General features: G+C 65.6%; 15 protein-coding genes, 1 tRNA gene and 1 pseudogene. 12 read left to right on the top strand and 5 right to left on the bottom strand.

The features are described from left to right. Nucleotides 1-23: 23 nt before the first annotated feature. On the bottom strand, nt 24-845 hold the full coding sequence (locus FFS09_RS12735; protein ID WP_252374348.1) for a uroporphyrinogen-III synthase: 822 nt from the start codon (nt 843-845) through the stop codon (nt 24-26). A 54-nt stretch (nt 846-899) separates the two neighbouring features. Then, entirely contained in the window at nt 900-1,862 is a 963-nt protein-coding gene (hemC, locus tag FFS09_RS12730; protein ID WP_137919252.1) for a hydroxymethylbilane synthase, read from the bottom strand. A gap of 152 nt (nt 1,863-2,014) precedes the next feature. Between hemC and ppc the strand changes: the two genes are divergently transcribed. From ppc to FFS09_RS12695, 7 genes are all read left to right on the top strand, one after another. Next, a complete protein-coding gene (gene ppc, locus FFS09_RS12725; protein WP_502703728.1) occupies nt 2,015-4,846 on the top strand; it encodes a phosphoenolpyruvate carboxylase in 2,832 nt (943 codons plus the stop codon). 59 nt (nt 4,847-4,905) lie between these two features. Further along, a complete protein-coding gene (locus FFS09_RS12720) occupies nt 4,906-5,763 on the top strand; it encodes a 3',5'-nucleoside bisphosphate phosphatase (protein WP_137919250.1) in 858 nt (285 codons plus the stop codon). After that, entirely contained in the window at nt 5,763-6,671 is a 909-nt protein-coding gene (locus tag FFS09_RS12715) for a DMT family transporter (protein WP_137919249.1), read from the top strand. Before FFS09_RS12720 ends, FFS09_RS12715 begins: the two co-directional genes overlap by 1 nt. Before the next feature lie 27 nt (nt 6,672-6,698). Continuing rightward, complete coding sequence (locus FFS09_RS12710; RefSeq protein ID WP_137919248.1) at nt 6,699-7,334, top strand: L-threonylcarbamoyladenylate synthase; 636 nt, start codon at nt 6,699-6,701, stop codon at nt 7,332-7,334. A gap of 69 nt (nt 7,335-7,403) precedes the next feature. Next, nucleotides 7,404-8,072: a site-2 protease family protein gene (locus FFS09_RS12705; RefSeq protein ID WP_137919247.1), complete on the top strand. Its 669-nt coding sequence runs from the start codon at nt 7,404-7,406 to the stop codon at nt 8,070-8,072. 14 nt (nt 8,073-8,086) lie between these two features. Beyond that, entirely contained in the window at nt 8,087-9,382 is a 1,296-nt protein-coding gene (locus FFS09_RS12700; RefSeq protein WP_137919246.1) for a tryptophan--tRNA ligase, read from the top strand. A 250-nt stretch (nt 9,383-9,632) separates the two neighbouring features. Further along, nucleotides 9,633-10,226, top strand: coding sequence for a LuxR C-terminal-related transcriptional regulator (locus FFS09_RS12695; RefSeq protein ID WP_137919258.1), 594 nt, complete (start codon nt 9,633-9,635; stop codon nt 10,224-10,226). Nucleotides 10,227-10,258: 32 nt separating this feature from the next. On the opposite strand, the gene FFS09_RS12690 is transcribed toward FFS09_RS12695, so the two are convergent. Continuing rightward, nucleotides 10,259-11,689, bottom strand: a complete 1,431-nt coding sequence (locus FFS09_RS12690) for a sensor histidine kinase (protein WP_137919245.1) — start codon at nt 11,687-11,689, stop codon at nt 10,259-10,261. A 105-nt stretch (nt 11,690-11,794) separates the two neighbouring features. On the opposite strand from FFS09_RS12690, the gene FFS09_RS12685 reads away from it, so the two are divergent. Continuing rightward, nucleotides 11,795-11,885: transfer RNA gene (locus tag FFS09_RS12685), tRNA-Ser, on the top strand. Between the two features lie 184 nt (nt 11,886-12,069). Next, nucleotides 12,070-12,966: a hypothetical protein gene (locus tag FFS09_RS12680; protein WP_137919244.1), complete on the top strand. Its 897-nt coding sequence runs from the start codon at nt 12,070-12,072 to the stop codon at nt 12,964-12,966. A 395-nt stretch (nt 12,967-13,361) separates the two neighbouring features. Here the strand turns inward: FFS09_RS12680 and FFS09_RS12675 are convergent, their stop codons facing one another. Next, nucleotides 13,362-13,661: a hypothetical protein gene (locus FFS09_RS12675; RefSeq protein ID WP_137919243.1), complete on the bottom strand. Its 300-nt coding sequence runs from the start codon at nt 13,659-13,661 to the stop codon at nt 13,362-13,364. A gap of 104 nt (nt 13,662-13,765) precedes the next feature. Then, on the bottom strand, nt 13,766-14,503 hold the full coding sequence (phbB, locus tag FFS09_RS12670) for an acetoacetyl-CoA reductase (protein WP_137919242.1): 738 nt from the start codon (nt 14,501-14,503) through the stop codon (nt 13,766-13,768). Between the two features lie 119 nt (nt 14,504-14,622). On the opposite strand from phbB, the gene FFS09_RS12665 reads away from it, so the two are divergent. From FFS09_RS12665 to FFS09_RS31550, 3 genes and pseudogenes are all read left to right on the top strand, one after another. Then, on the top strand, nt 14,623-14,901 hold the full coding sequence (locus FFS09_RS12665; protein ID WP_502703727.1) for a hypothetical protein: 279 nt from the start codon (nt 14,623-14,625) through the stop codon (nt 14,899-14,901). A 200-nt stretch (nt 14,902-15,101) separates the two neighbouring features. Next, nucleotides 15,102-16,358 carry a molybdopterin molybdotransferase MoeA gene (locus FFS09_RS12660; protein WP_252374347.1) on the top strand — a complete coding sequence of 419 codons (1,257 nt, stop codon included), beginning with the start codon at nt 15,102-15,104 and terminating at the stop codon, nt 16,356-16,358. Beyond that, nucleotides 16,349-18,157, top strand: a pseudogene (locus FFS09_RS31550) (molybdopterin biosynthesis protein); the annotation flags it as partial. The gene FFS09_RS12660 and the pseudogene FFS09_RS31550, both read left to right, overlap by 10 nt. Nucleotide 18,158 lies beyond the last annotated feature (1 nt).

The raw sequence follows: 18,158 nt of genomic DNA, 5'->3' as shown, positions 1-18,158 counted from the left end.
GAGGGGGTCGGGGGTGTCGGCGCTCATGGTCGGGTCCAGCCCGATTCTAGAGCGCGCACCACATCGGAGACGGTGGGGCGGGTCTGCACCACGCGGCCGAAGCCGGCTTTCTGCGCCGTGGCCGCGATGCGCGGGTGTGTGACCAGCGCGCTCGCCTGCGTCCACACCAGGGGCGGACGCAACGCCTGCAAGGTGGTCAGCGATTCCGAACTGCTGAACAGCCACACATTGCCAGGGCCCGTGGCGGCTTGTATCCAGGCATGGTCTTCGGTCGACAGGGATGGCGCGCGGCGCGCATAAGCCACGCAGCCCCGCACGGTGGCGCCCGCGGCCGCGCATTGCTCGATGAGCCAGTTGCGGCCACGCCCGGCCACCGCCGCCGCGGCCGTGGTGGTGGCCTGCGCGCCATGCGACGACGTGCCCCGCACGATCAATACAAGGCGACCCGGTGCGACCTGCGACGACACCAAGGGCCACAGGTGTTCGGAATCAAACTGCTTCGCGTCGGCCGCGGGTGCGTCGATGCGGTCTTCGGCCAGGCCCAGCGGTGCGATCGCCCGCGCCAACTGGCGCGCGGTGCCCGGGCCGGGCGCCCAGAAGCGCGTGCGGCTGGTCGGCAACGCGGCGGCCACACCCTGCGCAAAGAAGTGCTGGACCGCGGCCGAGCTGACGAACAACATGGCGTCGGCCTGTCCCCAGTGCCTGCGCCAGTGCTGCAGCGTGGCGACGTCCTCCGGCGCCTGCGGCCCGGTGATGTCGATCAGGGGTTGCGCGTGCGCGGGCCAGCCTTGGGCGCGCAGGGCCTCCACCCAGGTGGCGACCTCGGGCGCGGGCCGTGTGACCACGAGCCGCTCCAGGCGTGTGAGGGCTGACGCATGCGTGCCGTGTTCGGCCAAGGCTCAGGCCCCCACGGGCGGCGCAGGCGGCACGGCGCCCGCTGCACGCAGGGCCGTGGCCACACGCTGGCCAAGCGCTTCGGCGTCGTCCAGTGTGTGGACCTGGGCATGGCCACTGGCGCGCACCAAGGCCTGCTGGCCATCGGGGTCGCCCCAGGCGGTGTCCAGCAACAGGTTGCCATCCGGCATCCAGTCCGCGAAAGCGGCCAACGGCATGGAGCAACTGCCGCCCATGGCGCGTGAGACCGTGCGCTCGGCCGCCACGCGCAGCCAGGTGGGCTGGTGCACCAGGGGCGCGAGCGCGTCGACGAGATCGGTTCGGTGGGCCCGCACCTCGATGCCCAAGGCGCCCTGCCCCGCCGCGGGCAGCGACTCGGCGGGCTCGAAGGTGTGGCGGATGCGCGCGCCCAGGCCCAGCCGCTTGAGGCCGGCGGCGGCCAGCACGATGGCGTGGTACTGGCCTTCGTCGAGCTTGCGCAGGCGGGTGTCCAGGTTGCCGCGCAGGGGTTCGATGCGCACGTCGTCGCGCTGCAGCTGATGCAAGGCCTCGCGCAACAACACCTGGCGGCGCAGGCTGGAGGTGCCCACCACCGCGTTCGGCGGCAGATCGGCCAGCCCGGCGCAGTGGGGCGACACCCAGGCATCGCGCGGATCTTCGCGCTCCATCACGCAGGCCAGGGCAAAGCCGGGCGGCAGGTCCATCGGCACGTCCTTGAGCGAGTGCACGGCAATGTCGGCACGGCCGTCTTCCAGCGCCAGCTCCAGCTCCTTGACGAACAGGCCTTTGCCGCCCACCTTGGAGAGGCTGCGATCAAGGATCTGGTCGCCCAGGGTCGTCATGCCCAGCAGCGTGACGTGGTGGCCCAGGCCTTCGAGCAGCGCCTTGACATGCTCGGCCTGCCACAGCGCCAGCCGGCTCTCGCGGGTGGCGATGGTGATGTTCAAGGCGAGGGGAGATGGAGACATTCGGATTCGGGGAGAGAAGCGGCCCGCAGGGCCTGGAAACGCGGGCATTTTGGTACCCGGCTGGTAACTGAAAAAGGGTGTGCGGGATGCTAGCATGGCCCGTTTGTCTGCTCGCCTGAATTCCCCCTTTACACCTCACCTCCATGACGCGCATGCCCGCCCGCTCCGCAACCCCATCCAAGGCCTCTGGACGGGCCGACAAAGACCAGCCCCTGATCGACGACATCCGGCTGCTCGGCCGCATTCTGGGTGACGTGATCCGCGAGCAGGAGGGCCAGGCCGCGTTCGACCTGATCGAACAGATCCGCCAGCTCTCGGTGGCCTTTCGGCGCCATGCCGACGAGTCCGCCGACAAGACGCTGAAGAAGCTGCTCAAAGGCCTGAGCGGCGACCAGGCGGTGAGCGTGATCCGCGCCTTCACCTATTTCAGCCACCTGGCCAACCTGGCCGAGGACCGCCACCACATTCGCCGCCGCGCCGTGCACGAACGCGCGGGCAACCTGCAGGAAGGCAGCCTGGCGCGCACGCTGCAGCACCTGCGCGAGGCCGGCATTGCGCCCGCCGAGGTGGTGCGCACGCTGGCGCACAGCCACATCTCGCCGGTGCTCACCGCGCACCCCACCGAAGTGCAGCGCAAGAGCATTCTGGACGCCGAACGCGCGATCGCGCGCCTGCTGGGCGAGCGCGACGAACAACAGCGCCTGCCGCGCGAACGCGCCGACATCGAGGCACAGATCCGCGCCCGCGTCACGCAGCTCTGGCAAACGCGCCTGCTGCGCTTCACCAAGCTCACCGTGGCCGACGAGATCGAGAACGCACTGAGCTACTACGACGCCACCTTTCTCACGCAGATTCCGCGCCTGTACCGCGAGCTCGAAGAAGGTCTGGGCCACAGCGGCGACGGCGCGGCGATCGCGCCCTTCCTGCGCATGGGCCAGTGGATCGGCGGCGACCGCGACGGCAACCCCAACGTGACCGCGGAGACGCTCGAACTCGCGCTGCACAGCCAGGCCGACATGGTGCTGCGCCACCACCTCACGCAACTGCACCACCTGGGCGCGGAGCTGTCGGTGTCGGCCATGCTCAACAGCGTGAGCCCCGAGATGCAGGCCCTGGCCGAACGTTCGCCCGACACCAACGCACACCGGCAAGACGAACCCTACCGCCGCGCCCTCACCGGCATGTACGCGCGCCTGGCGGCCACGCTCAAGCACCTCACCGGCGGCGAGGCCGCGCGCCATGCCATCGCGCCGCAGGACGCCTATGCCAGCGCGGCCGAGCTGCTCGGCGATCTGCGCACCATCGAAGCTTCGCTCAAAGGCCACCACGGTGAAGCGCTGGCGCGCGCACGGCTGCAACCGCTGATCCGCGCGGTGCAGGTGTTCGGCTTTCACCTCGCCACGGTCGACTTGCGCCAGAGCTCGGACAAGCACGAAGAGGTGGTGGCCGAGCTGCTCGCCGCGGCGCGCATCGAGTCGCGCTACAGCCAGCTCGACGAAGCCGGCAAACAAGCGGTGCTGCTGCGCCAGCTGAACGACGCGCGGCCGCTGCGCGTGCCCGGCGTCGCGTACTCCGCCCACACGCTGGGCGAGCTGGCCATCTTCGAGACCGCGCGCAGCGGGCGCGCCCGCTTTGGCGCGCAGGCGATCCGCCACGCCATCATCAGCCACACCGAAACCGTGAGCGACCTGCTGGAGGTGTTGCTGCTGCAGAAGGAAACCGGCCTGGTGCATGGCACGCTGGACGATGGCGCGGTGTGCGACCTGATCGTGGTGCCGCTGTTCGAAACCATCGAAGACCTGCGCAACGCCGCGCCCATCATGCGCGACTACTACGCCCTGCCCGGCATGCTCGCCATGGTGCAGCGGGGCGCGGCCGAGGGCTACAGCGAGCAAGACATCATGCTCGGCTACTCCGACAGCAACAAGGACGGCGGCATCTTCACCAGCAACTGGGAGCTGTACCGGGCCGAGACCGCGCTGGTCGAGCTGTTCGACAGCGTCAACAAGGACAACCCCAAGCCCATCGGACTTCGCATGTTCCACGGCCGCGGCGGCACGGTGGGACGCGGCGGTGGCCCGAGCTACCAGGCCATCCTGGCGCAGCCCCCGGGCACCGTGCGCGGCCAGATCCGCCTGACCGAACAGGGCGAGGTGATCGGCTCCAAATACGCCAACCCCGAGATCGGCCGGCGCAACCTGGAAACCCTGGTCGCCGCCACGCTGGAGGCCACGCTGCTGCAGCCCACGCGCAACGCGCCCAAGGCCTTCCTGGCCGCGGCCGACGAGCTCTCGCGCGAAAGCATGGCGGCCTACCGCGCGCTGGTCTACGACACCCCGCGCTTCACCGAGTACTTCTTCGCCGCCACGCCCATCCGCGAGATCGCCGAGCTCAACATCGGTTCGCGCCCGGCCTCGCGCAAGGCCTCGCAAAAAATCGAAGACCTGCGCGCCATCCCCTGGGGCTTCAGCTGGGGCCAGTGCCGGCTCACGCTGCCGGGCTGGTACGGCTTTGGCTCGGCGGTGCATGCCTTCCTGCACCGCGACGGCCCCAAGGGCGTGGCCGCGCAAAAGGCGCTGCTGCAGAAGATGGTGAAACAGTGGCCCTTCTTCAGCACCTTGCTGTCCAACATGGACATGGTGCTGGCCAAGAGCGACCTGGCGCTGGCCTCGCGTTATGCCGAGCTGATGCCCGACAAGCGCCTGCGCAACCAGGTCTTCAAGGCGATCGAGGCCGAGTGGCAGCGCACGGCGGCGGCGCTGGCGCTCATCACCGGCGAGAAACAACGCCTGGTGAACAACGCCGCCCTGCAGCGTTCGATGCGCCACCGCTTTCCCTACATCGACCCGCTGCACCACCTGCAAGTGGAGCTGGTGCGGCGCTACCGGGCCGGCGAAAACAAAGCCGACCGCGACGAGCGCGTGCGCCGGGGCATCCACATTTCCATCAACGGCATCGCGGCCGGCCTGCGGAATACGGGATAACCCCGCACGCCATTCGCCACGGCGCCACATGGTCAATCCGTAAAACCTAGAATGAAACGGTGAACACCTTGACCAACGCCGACCTGCATTGCCATTCCGTCATCTCGGACGGCACGCTCACGCCCGAGGTGCTGGCCCAGCGCGCCAAGGCCAACGGCGTCGAGTTGTGGGCGCTGACCGACCACGACGAACTGAGCGGCCAGGACCGCGCCATCGCCGCCGCGGGCGCGCTCGGCCTGCCCTACCTCACGGGCACCGAGATCTCCGTCACCTTTGCCGGCATCACGGTGCACATCGTCGGCCTGGGCATGGACCACAAGCACCCCACCCTGCTGACCGGCCTGCACGCCACGCGCAACGGGCGCGAGCAGCGCGCGCGCGAAATGAGCGATGACCTGGCGCGCGTGGGCATCCCGGGCGTGTACGAAGGCGCGCTGAAGTACGTCGGCAACCCGGAACTGATCTCGCGCTCGCATTTCGCGCGCTACCTGGTGGAAATCGGCGTGTGCAAGGAGACCAACGAGGTCTTTCGCAAGTACATCACCGAAGGCAAGCCCGGCTACGTGCCGCACCGCTGGGCGGCGCTGGGCGATGCGGTGGGCTGGATCACGCAGGCCGGGGGCGTGGCCGTGGTCGCCCACCCGGGCCGCTACAAGCTCACACCGAATGAAGAGTTTGCGCTGTTCACCGAATTCAAGGCCCATGGCGGCCGGGGCGTGGAGGTGATGACCGGCGCGCACGGCCAGGCCGACTACGTGAAATACGCCGGTTACTGCAAGGAATTCGACCTCGCGGCCTCGCGAGGCAGCGACTTCCACAGCCCGGAAGAAAGCCACACCGACCTGGGCCAGCTGCCCGATCTGCCCGGCACCGTCACACCCGTGTGGGAACTCCTGCGGTCGCGCATCCTTCAGTGATGGCGAACCCGGCGCACTACAAGCCCGCGCAGGCCGCGCTGGGCATTGGCTTCCTGGTGCTCGCCACCGCGTGCTTCGCGGTGCTCGACACCACCGTGAAATACGTCGGCGCCTTCGTGCCGGTGCTGATGGCCGTGTGGTTCCGCTACGTGTTCCACGCCGTGGTGGTCACGGCCGTCATGCTGCCCGTGCGCGGGCGCAGCCTGGTGCGCACGGAACACCCGCGCTTCCAGTTGTTGCGGGGCACCCTGTTGCTGACCGTCAGCGCGCTGTCGTTCGTGGCGCTGCAGTACATGCCGGTGGGCGAGTTCACCGCCATCGTGATGATCACCCCGCTGGTGGTCACCCTGCTGGCCGCCCTGTTCCTGCGCGAGCGCGTGACCTGGCTGCGCTGGGCGCTGGTGGCGGGCGGCTTCACCGGCGCCTTGCTGGTCGTGCAGCCGGGCGGCGACGTGATCGGCTGGGCCAGCCTGCTGCCGCTGGTGATGGTGTTCACCTACGCCTGGTTCCAGATCCTCACCAGCAAGATGGCGCGCACCGAAGACCCGATGACCATGCACTTCTACACCGGCTGGGTCGGCGCGCTGGTCTCCAGCCTGGCGCTGCCGCTGGTGTGGCAGGCCATCCCCGACGCCTTCACCTTCGCGTTGCTGTGCCTGATCGGCCTCATGGGCACGGTGGGCCACTTCCTGCTGATCCTCGCGTTCGCGCGCACGCAAGCGTCCACCCTCACGCCCTACCTCTACGGCCAGATCGGTTTTGCCATGTTCTGTGGCTGGCTCGTGTTTGGCCATGTGCCCGGGCGGTTCGAGCTGATCGGCATCGCGCTGATCGTGCTGTGCGGCGCCTCGGCCAGCTGGATCACCGCACGCGACCAGCGCCTGCCGGTGGAACAACCCGAGGCGTAAGGGCCGGTTGCGGATCACAATCGCACGATGTCCCAGTTCTTCGACGTCCACCCCGAGAACCCGCAGCCCCGCCTGCTCAAGCAAGCTGTGCAGCTGCTGGAAAAGGGCGGCGTGCTGGCCGTGCCCACCGATTCGAGCTACGCGCTGGTCTGCCACCTCGACGACAAGGCTGCCGCAGACCAACTGCGCCGCATCCGCCAGCTCGACGAGAAGCAACACCTCTCCCTGCTGTGCCGCGACCTGAGCGAACTCGCAAGCTACGCGAAAGTGGACAACCGGCAGTACCGCCTGCTCAAGCTCGCCACGCCGGGCCCGTATGCCTTCATCCTCGAAGCCAGCAAGGAAGTGCCGCGCCGCCTGAGCCACCCCTCGCGCAAGACCATCGGCCTGCGCGTGCCCGAACACAAGACGCTGCAAGCGCTGCTGGGCCTGCACAACGCGCCGCTGCTGGCGACCACGCTGATCCTGCCCGGTGACACCGACCCCATGAACGACGCGCACGACATCCGCGACCGCCTGGAACACGAACTGGCCGGCGTGATCGACGCCGGCGCCTGTGCGCTGGAGCCCACCACCGTCATCGACCTCACCCCCATGGGCACCGGCGGTGAGCCCGAGGTGGTGCGCACCGGACGGGGCGACCTGGCGCGCCTGGGGCTGTGAGCCGCTGAGGCTCGGGGCTGCGCCCCACCAGTCTGGGACAATACGCGTTTGCTTTCGCGTCCGCCCGACATGGATTTCGCCCTCATCGTTCAAACCGTCGCTCTCTACGCCATCCCGGTGCTGCTCGCCATCACGCTGCACGAGGCGGCGCATGGCTACGCCGCGAAGCGCTTCGGCGACAACACCGCCGAGATGATGGGGCGCATCACGCTCAACCCGCTCAAGCACATCGATCCCCTGGGCACGATCGCGATGCCCTTGCTGCTCTACTTCGCCACCTCGGGCGCCTTCCTGTTCGGCTACGCCAAGCCCGTGCCGGTGAACTTCGGTCGACTGCGCAACCCCAAGCGCGACATGATCTGGGTGGCCCTGGCCGGCCCGGGCTCCAACTTCCTGCAAGCCATTGTCTGGACCGTGCTGTTGTACGTGCTGGTGGCCATGGGCGTGGAAGAAGAATTCTTCCTGCGCATGTGCCGCGCCGGCATGCTGGTCAACCTCGTCATGTTCGCGTTCAACCTGTTCCCGCTGCCGCCGCTGGACGGCGGCCGCATTCTGGTCGGCCTGCTGCCCTGGAAACAGGCCGCGCTGGTTTCGCGCGTGGAGCCTTGGGGCTTCTTCATCGTGATGGCCCTGGTCATCACAGGCGTGGTCGGCACCTTCTGGCTGCGCCCACTCATGATGCTCTCCGGCAACGCCATCGAGCTGCTGCTCTCTCCTCTTCGCATGCTGCTGTTCTGATCGATCTCCCGTCCATGAAAACCCAACGCGTCCTCACCGGCATCACCACCTCCGGCACGCCCCACCTGGGCAACTACGTGGGCGCCATCCGCCCGACCGTGCGCGCCAGCCGCCTGGCCGAGGTGGAGAGCTTCTACTTCCTGGCCGATTACCACGCGCTCATCAAGACCAGCGGCGATCCGGCGCGCGTGCAGCGCTCCACGCTGGAGATCGCCGCCACCTGGCTGGCCTGCGGGCTCGACCCCGAGCGTGTGACCTTCTACCGCCAGTCCGACATCCCCGAAATCCCCGAGCTCACCTGGCTGCTCACCTGTGTCACCGGCAAAGGCGTGCTCAACCGCGCGCACGCCTACAAGGCCTCGGTCGACAAGAACAACGCCGCGGGTGAAGACCCCGACGCGGGCGTGACCGCCGGTCTCTTCATGTACCCGGTGCTGATGGCGGCCGACATCCTGATGTTCAACGCGCACAAGGTGCCGGTCGGGCGCGACCAGATCCAGCACATCGAAATGGCGCGCGACATCGCCTCGAGCTTCAACCACCTGTACGGCGAGCACTTCACGCTGCCCGAAGCGGTGACCGAAGACCATGTGGCCCTCTTGCCCGGTCTCGACGGCCGCAAGATGAGCAAGAGCTACGACAACACCATTCCGCTGTTCGTGCCGCGCGAGCAGTTGCGCAAGCTCATCATGGGCATCCTGACCGACTCGCGCGCGCCCGGCGAGCCCAAGAGCACCGAAGGCTCGGCCCTGTTCCAGCTCTACCAGGCCTTTGCCTCCGCCGACGAAACCGCCGCACTGGCCAAAGCCTACGCCGACGGCATCGCCTGGGGTGACGCCAAACAGGTGCTGTTCGAGCGCCTGGACCAGGAGATCGCCCCCATGCGCGAGGTCTACGACCGGCTCATGCAAGACCCGGCGCAAATCGAGAAAACGCTGAAGGCCGGCGCCGAGAAGGCCCGTGCCATCGCCACCCCGTTCACCACGCGGCTGCGCGAAGCCGTGGGCCTGCGCCGGCTGGACAGCGTGGAGGCTTCAACCGGCGCCAAGGCCGGCAAGGCGGCCCCGCCCACGTTCAAGCAGTACCGTGAAAGCGACGGCCTGTTCTATTTCAAGCTCGTCGATGCGGCGGGCCAGCTGCTGCTGCAAAGCACCGGCTTCCCCTCCGGCAAAGACGCGGCCCAGGCGATCGCCCGGCTGCAGCAGCAAGGCCCCGCAGCCCTGGTCGAATTGCAGGCGCAACTGGTCGTGCAAGGCGAGGCCAACGCGCTCGAACACGCCCTTTCGCACTTCCGCTCGAACAAGCCCTGAGACTCATTCGCCCCCACAATGTCACGTCGTGCGTGCTTTGATACACAATCGGAAGCACCCGCGGCCCGCAAGCCACAAACCCTTCGACTTCAGCGGGCGTCGAGACTGAACCCATCCGTTCGAATACCCTCCAACGATGGGATCAGAAAGTAAAAAGAACGACTGCATTCCTGCCCCGCTGGCTATCGCCAAACACGGACAATCTCGATATGCTGTCGCATTGAAACCATTTATTAGTAGCACGCCAGACATGAGCATTTTTGTAATTGACGATCACCCGCTGATGCGCGAAGCAGTCGTCATGCTGCTTCGGCGCCTACGCGCCTCCACCCAAGTGGTCGAACTCGAACGTCTGGCGGCGGTGAGCAAAGCAATTGCAGAACACGGCGACCCCGAACTGGTGTGCCTGGATCTGAAGCTGCCCGACACCAACGGCGTCTCGGGCGTGCGCGAAGTGCGCCAGATGCTGCCCGACACGTCGCTGATCGTGCTCTCGGCCTCACCCGCGTCTGACTACGAAGACTTGGCGCGCGAAGCCGGCGCCGATGCCTACGTCGAAAAATCCGCCGGTGCCGCCCAGATTGCCAAGGTGCTGCGCGAGTTTCTCGCGGAAGAACCGGAAGACGAAAACGCGCCGACCATTCCCGAAAAACTTTCCAAGCGCCAAAAACAGCTGCTGGTGATGCTGGACCGCGGCCTGAGCAACCGCGACATTGCCGAACAACTGCAGATCAGCGAACACACCGTCAAGGTGCACCTCTGGCGGCTGTTCCGCCGCCTCAACGTGAAGAGCCGCTCGCAAGCCAGCCACCTCGCGCGCACGGCCGGCCTGCTCGATCTCTGAGCGAAAAGCGCGGGGCACACGCGCCCCGCCACTCAGAAAATGGAGTTGTCCTCCACACCGTTCGGATACTCCTCAGGCTCCCGCTGCGTGAACTCCGGCATCATCACGCGGAACACACTGCCCTGATTGGCCACCGAGTTCAACGCCAGCTGGTACCCCATCAGCGACGTGAGCTTGGACACGATGGTCAATCCAAGGCCCAGGCTGTCCTCCGTCCCCTGGTGCTGCGAGACGCGGAAGAACTCCTGAAAGATGGCCTGCTGGTGTTCGCGCGCGATGCCGACGCCTGTATCCCACACTTCGAACATCAGCATGTCCTCGCGGTGCCTGAGCGACACCAGAACGCCGCCCTGGTGCGTGTGGCGCAAGGCGTTGGAAATCAGGTTGCCCAGAATGCGGCGCAGCACCACCGGATCGGACCAGATGATGGTCGGTCGGGTGTGGGTGCGCAGCCGCAGCGACTTGCCCACCGCCACCGGTTCGAACTGCAATGAGAGATCGCCAAAAAGCTTCCGGACATCGACATGCTGCAAGCGAACCTTGTAGTTGCCCGCGTCGATGCGCGTCAGGTCGAACAGCGAGTCGAACAGTTCGTTGATCGCGCGGGTGGACTGCAGGATCCGTGGCGAGATGTCACGCGCCATCTCCGGCTCGGTGGCCAACCAGTCCGCGTACAGACTCAGGGCATGCACAGGCTGACGCAGATCGTGAGCAGCCGAAGCCAGGAAACGGTTTTTGGTGGCCACGGCGCGCAACGAGGCCCTTGTTTGCAAGGTCAGTGAGTCGATCAGCTCCTGGTTGGAGAACTGCAGCTCGAAGCTCGCGCGGTACACCTCGTGCAGACGCCGGCCGGCCATGGTCAGCAACCCCCAGAACACCATCAGAAGCACCATCAGCACGATGCCGGTCTGCAACACGTCGGGTTTTTGGGCCATGCGCGCGGTGCCCAAGGCCAGGCCGATCAGTACCGCAAACATCAGGGCATTGGTGTAGCGCCGGAACACCGGCATGTAGGCACTGAACGTCGTGAGCGCCAACAGCCCGTGCCCCAACACCACCAGCCCGCACACGAACTGCGTGGGCTGGGAAGACACCTGGTAGCTCAGGAACACGGGACCGCTCCAGAGCAGCGCCATGACCGTCCACGACCATTTGTAGCGCTGCACGAAGCTCAAGCGCTGCGGGCCTTCAAGGCTGTCGTGGCGCACACGGTAGATGCCGATCATCCGATAGCGCAACACCAGCATGACGGCCGTCAGCACCGCCCAGACGGCCAATGCGATCGTATTGGTCTGTCCTGCCATGAGCAAGACCAGCGCGGGCAGCGACAGCACACCGGCCAGCAACGAAGGCCCCATGTTGTCCATGAGGACCCCGATAAGCTGCGAGCTGACCCAATGGTCGCGCACCTCCGGCGAGGCGGGCACATGCTGATAGGTGGCGGGCTGGGTGTCGACGAGCATGTCAGGGCCAAAGTCAAACGGTGGCGCATTCTCTCATTCGTCTGCCGCCGCGTTGGCGAATCCGATCGGCCTCCGGCACCTGCTAGAATCGCAGGCTTCGAGCACGGAGAGGTGGCAGAGTGGTCGAATGCGCGGGACTCGAAATCCCGTGTACGTTTTCAACGTACCGTGGGTTCGAATCCCACCCTCTCCGCCAAGAAATTGGACTCCTATATAGCCCTTGTAGATCAAGCATCTACGAGGGCTTTGTTTTTGATCTTTCCCCCACGCAGTTCCCCCACGCAGCCCCGGCGACTTGAATCGCTGCCAGGGCTACTTCAAGCGCATACCATCACGGTCGGCCCGCATCCTTTTCCACTCCAACGAGACACAGGACCTGCATGACGTTTGAAGACACCCTCGACTGGCAGGACGTGCAGGGCCGTCCCTCGTACCGATACTTCAAACTGATTTTTACGGCCGCACTCCGTCTTGGGGCCGAGGTGAAAATCAGGACTCCGCTCCACATAGTTCTGAGCGGTGACAAGACATCGGCACCGCAATACAAGGACCGAATCACTTACGAAGGGAAGCTCTCGATCAATGGCGCAATCCACGATGGCATCGTCTACGTCCTGGACCATAGAAAAAGCAATCCCGAGTTAGTAACCTTCTGGCGGAAAAGTCAGTTCGGCGACTCGCCTGGAACGCGCGGCGGTGCTCACCCTTTTGTTGAGCTCTACATGGAATACCTACGGGGTACCACTGTTGAGCGAAAGACATTCGACACCAAAGCGGTCGCCGACCTCTGCGAGGTCTACAACCGTGACCCTCGTTTCAGCATCCAGTCTTGGATCGTGAACAACGTCCCCACCGACCGCACGGAACCCCCGGAGGCAGCCCCCTCCGTTGAGGCCTTGGAGCCGGACGAAGATCAAAGCTCGGCTCTTCCTGCGCTTCGTCTATTAAACAAGTGGAAAACCGATGTCCGCGCTACCGGCATTCCGTACACGAACTACGAAATCGACGCGTGCGTTCGCGGTGTCACGTGGAGCCCCGGCGACGAGCGTATTTCACTTGAAGTGCATTGGGAAAACGGGAACTACGTCCGGGTTCGAGACTTTGGTCGTTTTGATAGGTACGCGCCGATAGCGGAGCGGCGTAGCGTTTTCGAGTACCTGAAGGCAAGCGACGGCGCAACCCAGCGTGCTCGATTGATCCTCACGGTCAAGGGTGACTCGACGGACTGGGTGTTGGCTGCGGCGACAATGCTGCGGCGTCTCCCCGACATCTCGTAGCCACGTCTTCTCCGTTTGACGCGCCCTGCATGCTGCCCTCCGTGCTATGCAATTGCACCTCCTAGGGGTGCATAGCCGGGCTACTTCTCGACCCCCTCGATCTCCCCAGCGCGTCCTCCTCACGGCGCTGCGCGAGGTCATCTGCGAGGGCTCGTGCAAACTGGGGGCTGTAGACCTTGACGGCTCTCCAGAAGATGTCCGGCTGGCGCTCCGCCGTGGCCCCAAGGCTCTACGCAGGAACAGGGCCATCTGCTCCATCCGCTTCTCTTCCTCCTCGGGCGACCAGTCATCGGCATCAGCCATCCCACTCATTGAACCCCAGTATCCATGCGGCCTCCATGGCCGGTCAACTGCGCCAGCCTGGCCTGGTTCTGTAGCCGATCGCATCACGCGCCTTACGAAACTCGTAGCGAGAAGAGCTCACCACGCATCGCCGTTTGATAGTGCAACTCGCGCACCTCGGGCTGAAGTCGCCAATCGCGAACCACGTCTTGAGCCGCCAACTTGTCCATGGCGTTCATTCGACCCGCAGTTGCAGCGTAGATGCCAATGGCGACCTCCTTGGGCGTGAGGCCAGTCTTCCTCGCTTGATCGACAACCTCGGTGGAAAGCGGCGAGTTCAGAACGATCTCGTTGATGCCGAGTTCGCGTAGAGCGGAGCTGAGTGACAGGCGGAAAGCGAGCTTCTTGAGCATGCAGTGATTGGGACATCAGGAACCAGATGCCCTGTTCGTGGCGCCGAAAAAGCGGAGGATGCGAATCGACCGAAGGGCCAAGGGGACGAAGGGAACAGGGCGGTTCACCCCATGTGCAGGCCACCGTTGACCGACAAATCGGCACCGGTGGCATAGCCGCCCTCCTCGCTCGCCAGCCACGCGATGATGGAGGCGATCTCGCTCGGCTCGCCCAGGCGCTTGACCGGCACGGTGGCCACGATCTTTTCCAGCACGTCGGGGCGGATTGCCTTGACCATCTCGGTGCCGATGTAGCCCGGGCTCACGGTGTTGACCGTCACACCTTTGGTGGCCAGCTCCTGTGCCAGCGCCATGGAGAAGCCGTGCATGCCCGCCTTGGCCGCCGAGTAGTTGGTCTGCCCGGCCTGGCCCTTTGCGCCGTTGACCGAACTGATGTTGATGATGCGGCCCCAGCCTTTCTCCACCATGTCGGGCACCACCTGCTTGGTGACGTTGAACATGGAGTCCAGGTTGGTACTTATCACCGCGTCCCAATCTTCCTTGGACATTTTCAAGAACATACGGTCCTTGGTGATGCCAGCGTTGTTGACCAGCACGTCGATGGGTCCATGTTCGGCTTTGGTCTTGGCGAATGCCTCAACCGTGGAATCCCATTCGGCCACATTGCCGACCGAGGCGTGGAAGGTGTAGTCCAGCACCTTTTGTTCGCGAAGCCATTTCTTGTGGTCACGTGTGGGGCCGCAACCCGCGATAACGGTGAAGCCTTCGTGGTGCAGGCGTTGACAGATGGCGGTGCCGATGCCGCCCATGCCGCCCGTGACATATGCAATCTTCTGACTCATGTGGTGCTTTCCTGTGAAGTCGAGATTGACGGATTCATGCTAGCGGGCTTTCGCAGTACCCGACAGTGAGGGAAATTCCCCATACCTCGGAACGCATTGAAGTAAGAGGATGCCGATTGGTGAGTGAACCGCCGGTCAGCTTTGAGTTGCAAGCCATGCACGGGAGTCTGGTGAACGGCATCGTGTCCAACCCGTTCATTGAACACGCCTTCACCACGCTGGAGTGGCGCATCAAGGTAACGTTCAACGCCGACGGTACCTGGTCCTACGACCAAGACACCGTGATGCAGATCCAGGGGCTGGCAGAACCCTTTCACCACGCCGACCGGAACACGCTCACCAAGGTCGGCGAACCCTCTCCGAATCCGCGCAGCGGCTTTGTTCCTGGAACACCTTGAAAAAGAATTTCCCAAAATTCAAACGGTGCTCACGACCAGGTCGACATCGGGCTAGAGAAGGTTTTCCGAGAACCCATTCTTCACCAGCCACACCGACCATAACGGTGGGTTTCAAAACCTTCCGTTGACATCCGGCCAAGGCTTCGCTTGTAAGGGTACTTCTGGAGCATCTGACACCAGCGCACCCCTATACTGATTTGATGCCTCCGCCTTCCCTCAACGTTGCCCCGCCTGACATCCGCATGCGCGGCTTCACGCAGCGGGTTGAAGTGGCCGCGGCACTGGGCTGGATCGACGATCATGCGCATGTGCTGCCCGGTGAACAGGTGTCGATGGATGACGTCACCGGACGCGTGCTGGCGTCCCATGTGGTGGCGTCCATTGCGGTGCCGGAGTTCGACCGCTCGGCCATGGACGGCTACGCGCTGCGGGCTGCCGAGACCACGGGCGCGGGTGAATACAACCCGCTGGCGTTTTCCATCGTGGGCCATTCGTTTCCCGGACGGCCATTCGAGGGCACCGTACAACAGCGCTCGGCCATTCGCATCATGACCGGCGCACCGGTTCCGGATGGCGTGGATGCCGTCGTGCCGGCCGAGTACGCAACGGAGGTGGATGGTCTTCTCACCATCACGCGTGCGGTGGCACCCGGGCAGCATGTGGGGCATGTGGGCGAGGACATTCAATCGGGTTCCACGGTGCTGTCCACAGGGCGCCGGCTGCGCCCCCAGGACGCCGGCCTTGCCGCCTCGCTCGGCCTGACGCACTTGCAGGTGGTTCGCCGTCCCCGTGTGCGCCTGCTGGTCACGGGCAACGAAGTACGGCCGCCCGGCGAGCCCAAGCGTCCCTATGAAATCTATGACGCGAACTCGATGATGTTGCGCGGCCTGGTTCGCCGGGATGGTGGCGTGATCGAATCCCACCTGCGATTGGGCGATGACCCGCAGGCCATCAAGCTCGCCATGTCGGCCCCGGGTGCCGATGTTGTTCTCGTCTCGGGAGGCTCCAGCGTCGGGGCGGAAGACCACGCGCCCCGGCTGCTGGCCGAATTGGGCGATCTCGCGATCCACGGCATCGCGATGCGGCCCTCGAGCCCGGCGGGCATGGGCCGTATCGGCGATGCACACGTTTTTCTGTTGCCCGGCAACCCGGTGTCCTGCCTGTGCGCCTACGACTTCTTCGCAGGCCGTGCCATCCGCCGGCTGGGCGGCCTGCCCGCGGACTGGCCCTATCGACAAACGCGTGCCGTCGTCGCGCGCAAGATCGTCTCGCAGGTCGGCCGCGTCGACTACGTGCGCGTGAAGCTGGGCGAAGAAGGCCTGGAGCCGCTCGCGCTCTCGGGAGCGTCGATGCTGAGCTCAACCACACGGGCCGATGGTTTCGTGGTCGTGCCCGCCGAAGGCGAAGGCTACGGTGTCGGGACCGACGTGACCGTCCATCTCTACGAATGCCCTTGAAAGCCCAATCGCAATTTCTCCATGTCGTCACGCGGGACGAGGCCGAGCGCCGGTTCCGTGAGCACCTGAATCTGGCACCGCTGGGCCATGAAACCATCCCGCTTCGTGCCGCCCTGAACCGGGTGTTGGCCGTGGATGTGGCCGCTCCCATCGACGTGCCCGGTTTCGATCGTTCCAATGTCGACGGCTTCGCGGTACAGGCCGCGGACACCTGGGGCGCCATGGAGGAGCAGGCGCGCTCGCTGGCACTCACCAGCGAGATCCTCGCGCCCGGCATCGCGCCGGGTCAGGAGGTGCGGGGCGGTCTGGCAACCACCATCGCCACCGGCGGCATGCTGCCGCGCGGCGCGGATGCGGTGGTGATGGTGGAGCACACCGACGTCACGGACGGCGGCGTACAGATCCGGCGCGCGGTCACGGCCGGCGAGAACGTCAGCTATGCGGGCACGGACATCGCGCGTGGAGAAACCGTGCTGCGCGCCGGCATGCCGCTGAGCTCGCGCGAAATCGGCGTTCTCGCGGCATTGGGTCTGGCCGATGTGTGCGTCTACCGCCAGCCGCGCGTGGCCGTCTTCTCCACGGGCAATGAGATCGTCGCGCCCGGCGAACCCTTGCCCGTCGGCGCCGTGTACGACTCCAACGCGGCGATCATCGGCGCCGCCATCGAAGAGTTGGGCGGTGTGCCCGTGCACCTGGGCGTCATCCCGGACGACGAGGCCGCGTTGTCGAGCGCGTTGGCCCAAGGACTGGCGCACGACGCGGTCGTTTTTTCGGGCGGCACGTCCAAAGGTGAGGGCGATCTTTCCTACCGTGTGGTGGGCGCCCTCGGCGATCCGGGCGTCGTCGCGCACGGCGTGGCGCTCAAGCCCGGCAAGCCGGTGTGCCTGGCCGTCACCAACGGCAAGCCCGTGGTCATCCTGCCCGGCTTTCCGACCTCGGCCGTCTTCACGTTCCACGAATTCCTGGCGCCGGTGATCCGGGCGTTCGCCGGTCTGCCGTTGCAGCCCAGGCACGAGCACATGACGGCGACGCTGCCGATGCGCATCAACTCGGAACGGGGCCGCACCGAGTACCTCCTGGTGGGCCTGGTGCCCACCGAGGGGGGCCTCAGCGCGTATCCCATGGGCAAGGGATCGGGTTCGGTGACCACCTTCAGCGGCGCCGATGGCTTCATCACGATTGGCCAGCACACCGAGATCCTGGACGAAGGCGCTTCTGTCCAGGTGCAATTGCTGAGCAAAGGTCTGGATGCGGCCGATCTCATTCTGATCGGCAGCCATTGCGTGGGCCTCGATTGGTTGGCCGGCGAGCTGATGCGCCAGGGCATCCGCATCAAGTCCATGAGTGTGGGCAGCACGGGCGGTTTGATGGCCGCCCGGCGGGGTGAATGCGATGCCGCGGGCATCCACCTGATGGACCCCGCCACCGGCATCTACAACCGGCCGCTGCTGACGCCGGCCCTGGAACTGATCCCGGGCTATGGCCGCATGCAGGGCATCGTCTACCGACGGGGTGACGCCCGCTTTGAAGGGCGTGACGCGGTGTCCGCGATCACGGCAGCCCGTACGGAGCCCGGCTGCGTCATGGTGAACCGCAACGCTGGCAGCGGCACACGCATTCTGATCGACCGCCTGCTCGACGGCGCGCAACCGCCGGGCTTCGGCGTGCAGACCAAGTCGCACAACGCCGTGGCCGTGGCCATCGCGCAGCGGCGCGCCGACTGGGGTCTGGCCATCGATACCGTCGCACGGCAGTACGACCTGGGGTTCATTCCGATCCAGGAAGAACACTACGACTTCG

Origin of the sequence: Hydrogenophaga sp. 2FB (genome assembly GCF_005503365.1) — a bacterium.
Lineage (GTDB): Bacteria > Pseudomonadota > Gammaproteobacteria > Burkholderiales > Burkholderiaceae_C > Hydrogenophaga.
This window is presented reverse-complemented; position numbering and strand designations above follow the sequence as displayed.

Coding starts and splice junctions, on each gene's coding strand:
- FFS09_RS12700 (WP_137919246.1), top strand. CDS start 8,087: ATGAAAACCCAACGCGTCCTCACCGGCATCACCACCTCCGGCACGCCC.
- ppc (WP_502703728.1), top strand. CDS start 2,015: ATGCCCGCCCGCTCCGCAACCCCATCCAAGGCCTCTGGACGGGCCGAC.
- phbB (WP_137919242.1), bottom strand. CDS start 14,503: ATGAGTCAGAAGATTGCATATGTCACGGGCGGCATGGGCGGCATCGGC.
- FFS09_RS12660 (WP_252374347.1), top strand. CDS start 15,102: ATGCCTCCGCCTTCCCTCAACGTTGCCCCGCCTGACATCCGCATGCGC.
- FFS09_RS12695 (WP_137919258.1), top strand. CDS start 9,633: ATGAGCATTTTTGTAATTGACGATCACCCGCTGATGCGCGAAGCAGTC.
- FFS09_RS12705 (WP_137919247.1), top strand. CDS start 7,404: ATGGATTTCGCCCTCATCGTTCAAACCGTCGCTCTCTACGCCATCCCG.
- FFS09_RS12675 (WP_137919243.1), bottom strand. CDS start 13,661: ATGCTCAAGAAGCTCGCTTTCCGCCTGTCACTCAGCTCCGCTCTACGC.
- FFS09_RS12710 (WP_137919248.1), top strand. CDS start 6,699: ATGTCCCAGTTCTTCGACGTCCACCCCGAGAACCCGCAGCCCCGCCTG.
- FFS09_RS12715 (WP_137919249.1), top strand. CDS start 5,763: ATGGCGAACCCGGCGCACTACAAGCCCGCGCAGGCCGCGCTGGGCATT.
- FFS09_RS12680 (WP_137919244.1), top strand. CDS start 12,070: ATGACGTTTGAAGACACCCTCGACTGGCAGGACGTGCAGGGCCGTCCC.
- FFS09_RS12690 (WP_137919245.1), bottom strand. CDS start 11,689: ATGCTCGTCGACACCCAGCCCGCCACCTATCAGCATGTGCCCGCCTCG.
- hemC (WP_137919252.1), bottom strand. CDS start 1,862: ATGTCTCCATCTCCCCTCGCCTTGAACATCACCATCGCCACCCGCGAG.